A 7,693-nucleotide genomic window follows, 5' to 3' on the forward strand; every position below is an offset into this window, starting at 1 on the left:
GGTGCTGACGGTGCTGACGGTGCTGACGGCAGTCAGCGTCCGTCGCCGATCGCCGGCGTGGCCACCGCCAGCGCGAACTCGAACACCGCGCCACGCCCGGCCCGGTCGACCAGCCGGATACTGCTGCCGTTAAGCGCCAGCATCCGGTGCACGATCAGTAGCCCGAGGCCGCCGCTCGTCACCGCGCCGCCGCTCATCGGCCGCTGCGGCCGCTGGAACAACCCTTCGCGCCGCGCCGCCGGAATCCCTTCCCCGGTATCGGCCACGGTCACGAGCACGCGGTCGCCGCGCGGCTCCAGCGTGACCTCGACCTCGCCATGCGCAGGCGTGTGCCGCAGCGCGTTGTCGAGCAGGTTGGTCAGCACGCGCTCGATCATCCCGAGATCGGCCGACACGACCGGCACCCGCGGCGGAATCCGCGCATGCAGTACGACGCCGCGCGCCTGCGCGGTCAACTCGAACTTCTGGAACACGTCCTGCACGAGATCGACGAGCGAGAACGGCTCGCGTTCGGCCTGCACGCCGCCCGATTCGAGGCGGGCGAGCTCGAACAGCGCCTGCGCGAGCCGGCCGACCTTCGCGCTCTGCGCGAGCGCGATCGACAGGTAGCGCCGCCGTTCGGCCTCGGCGAGCGTGTCGGCCTTCAACGACAGCGTCTCCAGGTAGCCGTGCAGCGACGTGAGCGGCGTGCGCAGGTCGTGCGAGATGTTCGTGATCAGCTCGCGCCGCTGCTGATCCTGGTGCGTCAGCGCGCGCCACTGGTCGCCGATCCGGTCGGCCATCTGCCCGAACGCGGATTCGAGCACGACGATGTCGTCGCCGCGCCGGCCCGGACGCGAACGCGGCACCGGCGGCTGCGTGTCGGGCGTGCCGTTCGCGTCGAAGCGGCGCATCGCGTCGGTCAGCCGGCGCAGCGGGCGCGTGATGAAGCTGAACGCGGTGAGGCCCGCGAGCAGGCCGAGCAGCGCGACCAGCGCCATCGACCACAGCGTCGTGCGCAGCACGTTGCCGGCGTCCACGCGCGCGGCCAGCTGGTCGTGCGCCTCGCCGAGCAGCACCACGTAGATGTAGCCCGACGGCGGCTGCCCCGCGCGCTGCAGCGGCGCGGCGCTGAAGACCTTGCGCGCGTCGGGGCTGCGCGGGTCGTCGCCGAGGATCGGCAGCGGCTCGCCCGCGATGAAGCGCTGCACGGGGGCGAGATCGACACGGTCGCGCTTCACGTGGCCGGGCGGCGCATCGTCGCCCTTGATGCGCCCCGCGTTGTCGAGCAGATAGACCTCGACGCTCGGGTTCACGCCCATCAACTGACCGAACAGCGTGCGCACGGCGTCCGGGCGCAGCCCGTTCGCGTCCATCAGCGGTGCGCTGTGGGTCACGCTGTTGACGATGTTGGCGGCCAGGTCACGCGACAGCCCCTGCACGACTTCCTGTTCGCGCATATCGTTCGCGCGGATCTGCAGCCACGCCGACGCGCCCGAGCACGCGAGCAGCAGCACCGAGAACACGAGCGACAGCCGCTGGGTGAGGGTGAGCTTCATCATCCGTCCCGCTGTCCCGGTGCGGCGAGCTTGTAGCCGCGGCCCCACACGGTGAGGATCCGCACGGGCTCCGCCGGGTCGGCCTCGATCTTCGCGCGCAGCCGGTTGATGTGGGTGTTGACCGTGTGTTCGTAGCCTTCGTGCTGGTAGCCCCACACGGCATTGAGCAGGTCCATCCGCGAGAACACCTTGCCCGGGTGTCGCGCGAAGAAGTACAGCAGGTCGAATTCGCGCGGCGTGAGGTCGATGCGCGTGCCGTCGACGCTCGCTTCGCGCGCGATCGGGTCGATCGCCAGCCCCGCGACGTCGAGCGTACCCGCGTCGATCCGCGAATCGCGCGCGAGCGCATCGACGCGCCGCAGCAGCGCCTTCACGCGCGCGACGAGTTCGAGCACCGAGAACGGCTTGGCCAGATAGTCGTCGGCGCCGAGTTCGAGGCCGAGGATCCGGTGCACCTCGCTCGAGCGTGCGCTCGTGATGATGATCGGCGTGTAGCGCGTCATCGCACGCGCACGCCGGCAGATTTCGAGGCCGTCGACGCCCGGCAGCATCAGGTCGAGGATCAGCGCATCCCAGCCGCCCTGCTCGAGCAGGCGCAGTCCTTCCGCGCCGTCCGCGCTGTGCACGACCTCGTAGCGCTCGTCGCGCAGGTGCAGGCTCAGCACGTCGGCGATGTCGGCGTCGTCTTCGACGATCAGGATGCGTTTCGGTTGGTCCATGGCGGCGGGCGGCGGCACGTGGGTGCCGAGGTCGGGTTTCGGTTCGGGCCGGCCCCGGGCCCGGGCCGGCTGGCCGGTTTCCCCCGGGGGCGAATCGCGGTTACGTGCCGCGCTGCCGCCATTGTGCAAAATTTTGCGGGGGGAAGGGATCACATTTCGTTTAATTTTGGATCGCGCCCGTGCCGTGAGCCAATACCCGCAGCGCTTTCCGCCCCGTCCCCTTTTGCCGGGCCTCGCGGCCTGGTCGGCCCAACCCAATTGGCCCACGATCGAGACTCGGGCCATGTGGCTCAAATTCGTGCAGGAATTCGTGGTCACCGAGCGCGACGTCGCCAGGACCGGTGTCAACTCCCCCGCATTTCTCTGCCGCGCGCATGACGATGCTCGAACTGCACACGTCCCGTTTTTCTACGACATACATCCACGCGGCCTCATGTTTAACTCATGCCCAGCCGGGTCGGGTGCATTCCGAATCCTGGCGGCACCATGAATTTCCATGACGCGAATCAACGCTTCCGCGACTGCTCGCGTGCGGCCTCGCAGCCTTCGTACAGCGCTAACGAACCGGCTATGGAAACAGCCTGTCGCCTGGCGCATCGCGAAGCCGCGCCGGGTGTTCAAGCCCGATTCCCGCCAGGTGAAGATGGCCGACGCATCACCATGAAAACAATGACCGGACCTTTAGTCGTGAACAACGCCGAACCCGTGAATGCCTGCAGCGCGATCTCCGGCAGCCCGGCAGCAAGTGCGCCGATCGAGTACCCGCTCGCATGCGTCTGATCTGTTTCCCTTACGCGGGCGGCTCGGCCGCCGTCTATCGTGGCCTGCAACCGCTATTGCCCGGGATCGAGGTGCACCGTCATGAGCTTGCCGGCCGAGGCAGCCGCCTGTCGGAGCCTGCCGTGCGGGATATGGCGACGCTGATCGACGCGTTGCTGGACGACCTGGGCAGTTGCTTCGATCGTCCCTTCGCACTGCTCGGCCACAGCATGGGCGCGGCGATTGCCGTCGAACTGGCGCTGCGGCTTCCCGCGCATGCGCGACCGAACCTCCGGCATCTGTTCGTCAGCGCGCGCGCTGCACCGGGCAAGGAGCGCCCCGTTCGACGGATGCAGGCGCTGGACGACCGCGCGTTCATCGACGCGCTGCGCGAGATGGGCGGTACACCGAAGGCGGTGCTGGACAACCGCGAAATGATGGCGTTGATGATGCCGGCGCTGCGTGCGGATTTCACGATGATCGAAAACTACCGGGCCGTGCCTGGACGCAGGCTGGCAGTCGACATCACCGCGTTCGCGGGCGTGGCGGATGAACAGGTCCCTGCCGATTCCGTTTCAGGCTGGGATGCCGCGACGACCGGGCGCTGCGATTTTCATGTCATCGACGGCGATCACTTCTTTATCCGGAGCGAAATGCGGGCAATGGCCGACATCATTGCGACGCGCCTGCGGCGCGCGGATCACGTTGCATCGACCGCCCTGCAAGCGTGACGGGCATCGCACACGTCGGGGTCCGCATCGCGCGATCGGCGTGCCGTGATCGTCGAAGCGAAGCGCCTCGCGGTCCCGCCGAACGTGCCCGGGGGCAGCTCGCCAGTTACCTACGCGTCAAACCTGGAGTGCAATTGTGCAACGTAATCGAAAGCGGATCCTCGTAACCGGTGGCGCGGGTTTCCTCGGTTCGCATCTGTGCGAGCGCCTGATCGAACTCGGTCATGACGTCTTGTGCGTCGACAACTATTTCACCGGCACCAAGCAGAACGTGGCCGCGCTGCTCGGCAACCCGAGCTTCGAGGCGCTGCGCCACGACGTGACCTTTCCGCTGTACGTGGAAGTGGACGAGATCTACAACCTCGCCTGTCCGGCATCGCCGATCCACTATCAGTTCGATCCCGTGCAGACCACCAAGACCAGCGTGATGGGCGCGATCAACATGCTGGGGCTCGCGAAGCGCACGCACGCACGCGTGCTGCAAACTTCCACGAGCGAAGTGTACGGCGACCCCGACGTGCATCCGCAACCGGAGACGTACCGGGGCAACGTCAACCCGCTCGGGCCGCGTGCGTGCTATGACGAAGGAAAACGGTGCGCGGAGACCCTGTTCTTCGACTATCACCGCCAGCAAAACGTGCAAATCAAGGTGGTACGGATCTTCAACACGTACGGGCCGCGCATGCATCCCAACGACGGTCGCGTCGTATCCAACTTCATCGTGCAGGCGCTGCGCGGCGAGGACATCACGCTGTATGGCGACGGCAGCCAGACCCGCGCGTTCTGCTATGTTGACGACATGGTCGGCGGCCTGATCCGGATGATGGACACGCCCGCGGACATCACCGGCCCGATCAACCTCGGCAATCCGCATGAGATCGCGGTCAGTGAACTCGCGCAGATCATCTTGCGCCTGACGGGCTCGAAGTCGCGAATCGTATTCCGGCCGCTGCCGAAGGACGATCCGACGCAACGTTGTCCGGATATCAACCTCGCACGCACCCACCTCGACTGGAAGCCGACAATCGGGCTCGAAGTGGGGCTGCGTCGAACCATCGACTATTTCCGCTCGACCGTGCCGGCCTGACGCCACGCCGGTGTCCCGCTTTCCCGTGGCAGACGCGATACGGAGACCATGCTTCAATCAGCCGTACCGCTGCACCCTTGCCGTTGCACCATTGGCCGACACGAAGCGATGCAGATTCGCCAGTGTCCATCATCCGCGCTGCAAGCCGGATTCCCAAGCATGGAAAAACTCGATTATCTCAAGCATGTCGAATCGAACGCGCGAACCTATGCGACGTCGTTTCCACGGCTGTTTACCCATGCCGAAGGCATACGCATGCGCGACTCCGACGGGCAGGAATACATCGACTGCCTGTCCAATGCCGGAACGCTCGCACTCGGGCACAATCACCCGGAAGTCAACGAAGCCGTCATGCGGTTCCTGTCCTCCGGTCAACTGCAACAGGCGCTCGACCTGGCGACGCCGGCCAAGCACGCGTTCGTCGAACAGCTGTTCTCGATGTTGCCGAACGCGATCGCTGATACCGGCAAGATCCAGTTCTGCAGTCCGAGCGGAGCGGATGGCGTCGAAGCGGCGATCAAGCTGGCCCGGCATCATACGGGCCGCCCGACGATCATGGCGTTCCACGGCGCCTACCACGGCATGACGACCGGCGCACTCGCCGCATCGGGCAATCTCACGCCGAAATCGGCCGGCAGCAACGGGCGCGACGTTCATTTCCTGCCCTACCCCTATGCCTTTCGCTGCCCGTTCGGCACCGACGGCTCGGCAACCGATCAACTCAGCATCAACTATATCCGGACGGTCCTGTCCGATCCCGAGAGCGGGATCACGAAACCCGCGGCCGTCATCGTCGAAGTCGTGCAAGGCGAAGGCGGCTGCATCCCCGCTTCCGACGCCTGGCTGATCGAGTTGCGCGAGCTGACGCTGCGGCATGAAATCCCGCTGATCGTCGATGAAGTGCAGACCGGCCTCGGCCGAACCGGCGCGCTGTTCGCCATCGAGCATTCCGGCATCCGGCCGGACGTCCTGGTGTTGTCGAAGGCGCTCGGCGGCGGCTATCCGCTGTCGGTGGTGGTCTATGACAAGCGCCTGGACACCTGGCCGCCCGGCTCGCACGCGGGCACCTTCCGCGGCAACCAGATCGCGATGGTGGCCGGTTTGTCGACCATGCGCATCGTCGATCGAGACGGGCTGTCGGCGCACGCGGACACGGTCGGCAAGCTGCTGGTCGCCGGCCTCGAACGTATTGCCGAACGCTTCCCCAGTCTGGGCCAGATCCGCGGCCGCGGCCTGATGATCGGCGTCGAAGTCGTGCTGCCCGGCCGCGATGGCCAACCCGGCCCGACCCATGCGGCGCTCGCGCAAGCCATCAAGCTGAATTGCCTGCGCAACGGACTCGTGATCGAAACCGGCGGCCGTCATGGCGCGGTACTCAGGTTCCTGCCGCCGTTGATCGTCTCGGAAGCGGACATCCACGAGATTCTCAACCGCTTCGAACAAGCGGTGGAAACGGCCTGCCGCGCATAGGCACACCGCAGCGTAACCGTGAAGACCGGTCGGTCCGCGGTGCGTCGCGATCCACATCCAGATAAGGAAGAGTTGACCATGCTGGGCATGAAGGAGCGCAAGCTGCTTGCCGACGGGGCCTCGCCGTTGCTGCTGGAGCCGGCATCGAGCGGGCGAGTGAACGGGCCAGTGAGCGGGCACGATCTCGTGCTGGCGGTGAACGACAATCGGGTTGAACTCGAATCGCGGCTTCTGGAACATGGCGCGCTCCTGTTTCGCGGTTTCGACGTGTCATCGGTCGCCGAATTCGAGGCGTTTTCGAACGCGGTGTCGGCTCATCAGTCCGACTACGTCTATCGTTCCACGCCGCGCACCTCGATCGGCAACGGCATCTTCACCGCCACCGAGTATCCGCCGAGCGAGACGATCGCGCTTCATTGCGAAAACGCGTATCAACGCAGCTGGCCGCTGCGCGTCGCATTCTGCTGCCTTTGCGCACCCACGGCCGGCGGCGAAACGCCGATCGCCGACATGCGGGAGGTGAGCCGCCGGATCGGAGCACGCATCCTGGAGAACTTCGAGGCGAAGCAGGTTCGCTATGTCCGGCACTACCGGCGGCACGTCGACATTCCGTGGGAAACCGTCTTTCAGACCACCGACCGCAGCCAGGTCGCGGCCTTCTGCGCAGACAACGGCATCGAGCACGAATGGGTCGACGACGACACGTTATGCACCGCACAGATCAACCAGGGCGTGGCCTACCATCCGGTCACGCGTGACCGGGTTTTCTTCAACCAGGCCCACCTGTTCCACCTCTCGAACCTGGAAGCATCGCTCGCCAGTTCGATCGTCAGCCTGTTCGGCGAGGATCGCGTTCCACGCAACGCGTTCTACGGCGACGGGAGTCCATTCGATCTCGACGACATCGGGCAAATCCGCAACGCGTACCGCGAATGCGCGATCCAGTTTCCCTGGCAGCAAGGCGACGTCCTGCTCGTCGACAACATGCGATTCGCGCATGGGCGCAATCCCTTCGACGGCGAGCGCAAGGTGATCGTGTCGCTGCTGGATCCCTACTCCCCCGACACGGGAACGCCGTCGGGCAGGTAGTCGCCAAACCATGACCGTGCGAATGAATGACCGGTCCGATTGAATACGCGCACGAAACGTCGTGTCCTTGAATTACAGGGCAGACGCCGGTTTGGCGCGATGCTCTAATCTCAATATAACCCGATTCAAGAAGCAAGGCTGGCGGGCGCGCCGCGACTGGTCCTGAGGTCACGCGACGCGACAGTGAACCCGGTATGCGCCCGGCACATGGCGTGCATGACGGACTGTCTTTGCCCGTCAGAATGAACGCACGGATTCACAAGTGACGTGCATTCAGATCAACGTTTGGCAGACAACGAA

At 65.6% G+C, this 7,693-nt stretch carries 7 protein-coding genes; 5 read left to right on the top strand and 2 right to left on the bottom strand.

Going from position 1 to position 7,693, the window contains the following annotated elements:
- Positions 1 to 32 precede the first annotated feature (32 nt).
- Both ACPTTF_RS37225 and ACPTTF_RS37230 read right to left on the bottom strand, forming a co-directional pair.
- Entirely contained in the window at positions 33 to 1,538 is a 1,506-nt protein-coding gene (locus tag ACPTTF_RS37225) for a HAMP domain-containing sensor histidine kinase (protein ID WP_423372480.1), read from the bottom strand.
- Positions 1,538 to 2,257 (bottom strand): response regulator transcription factor, encoded by a 720-nt coding sequence (locus ACPTTF_RS37230; RefSeq protein ID WP_166959127.1) that lies wholly within the window; start codon positions 2,255 to 2,257, stop codon positions 1,538 to 1,540. The genes ACPTTF_RS37225 and ACPTTF_RS37230 overlap by 1 nt, the downstream gene beginning before the upstream one ends.
- A 486-nt stretch (positions 2,258 to 2,743) precedes the next feature.
- Here ACPTTF_RS37230 and ACPTTF_RS37235 point away from each other — a divergent pair, with 486 nt between their 5' ends.
- From ACPTTF_RS37235 to ACPTTF_RS37255, 5 genes are all read left to right on the top strand, one after another.
- Positions 2,744 to 3,037 (top strand): hypothetical protein, encoded by a 294-nt coding sequence (locus ACPTTF_RS37235; RefSeq protein WP_423372481.1) that lies wholly within the window; start codon positions 2,744 to 2,746, stop codon positions 3,035 to 3,037.
- Positions 3,028 to 3,747: a thioesterase II family protein gene (locus tag ACPTTF_RS37240; protein WP_166959123.1), complete on the top strand. Its 720-nt coding sequence runs from the start codon at positions 3,028 to 3,030 to the stop codon at positions 3,745 to 3,747. Before ACPTTF_RS37235 ends, ACPTTF_RS37240 begins: the two co-directional genes overlap by 10 nt.
- Before the next feature lie 136 nt (positions 3,748 to 3,883).
- Positions 3,884 to 4,834, top strand: a complete 951-nt coding sequence (locus ACPTTF_RS37245) for a UDP-glucuronic acid decarboxylase family protein (RefSeq protein ID WP_423372482.1) — start codon at positions 3,884 to 3,886, stop codon at positions 4,832 to 4,834.
- 108 nt (positions 4,835 to 4,942) lie between these two features.
- On the top strand, positions 4,943 to 6,304 hold the full coding sequence (locus ACPTTF_RS37250) for a diaminobutyrate--2-oxoglutarate transaminase family protein (RefSeq protein WP_423391207.1): 1,362 nt from the start codon (positions 4,943 to 4,945) through the stop codon (positions 6,302 to 6,304).
- 78 nt (positions 6,305 to 6,382) lie between these two features.
- Positions 6,383 to 7,393 (top strand): TauD/TfdA family dioxygenase, encoded by a 1,011-nt coding sequence (locus ACPTTF_RS37255; protein ID WP_423372629.1) that lies wholly within the window; start codon positions 6,383 to 6,385, stop codon positions 7,391 to 7,393.
- The last annotated feature ends 300 nt before the right edge of the window (positions 7,394 to 7,693 follow it).

Source organism: Burkholderia crassaminum (assembly GCF_964265005.1).
In the GTDB taxonomy this organism is placed as follows: Bacteria; Pseudomonadota; Gammaproteobacteria; order Burkholderiales; family Burkholderiaceae; genus Burkholderia.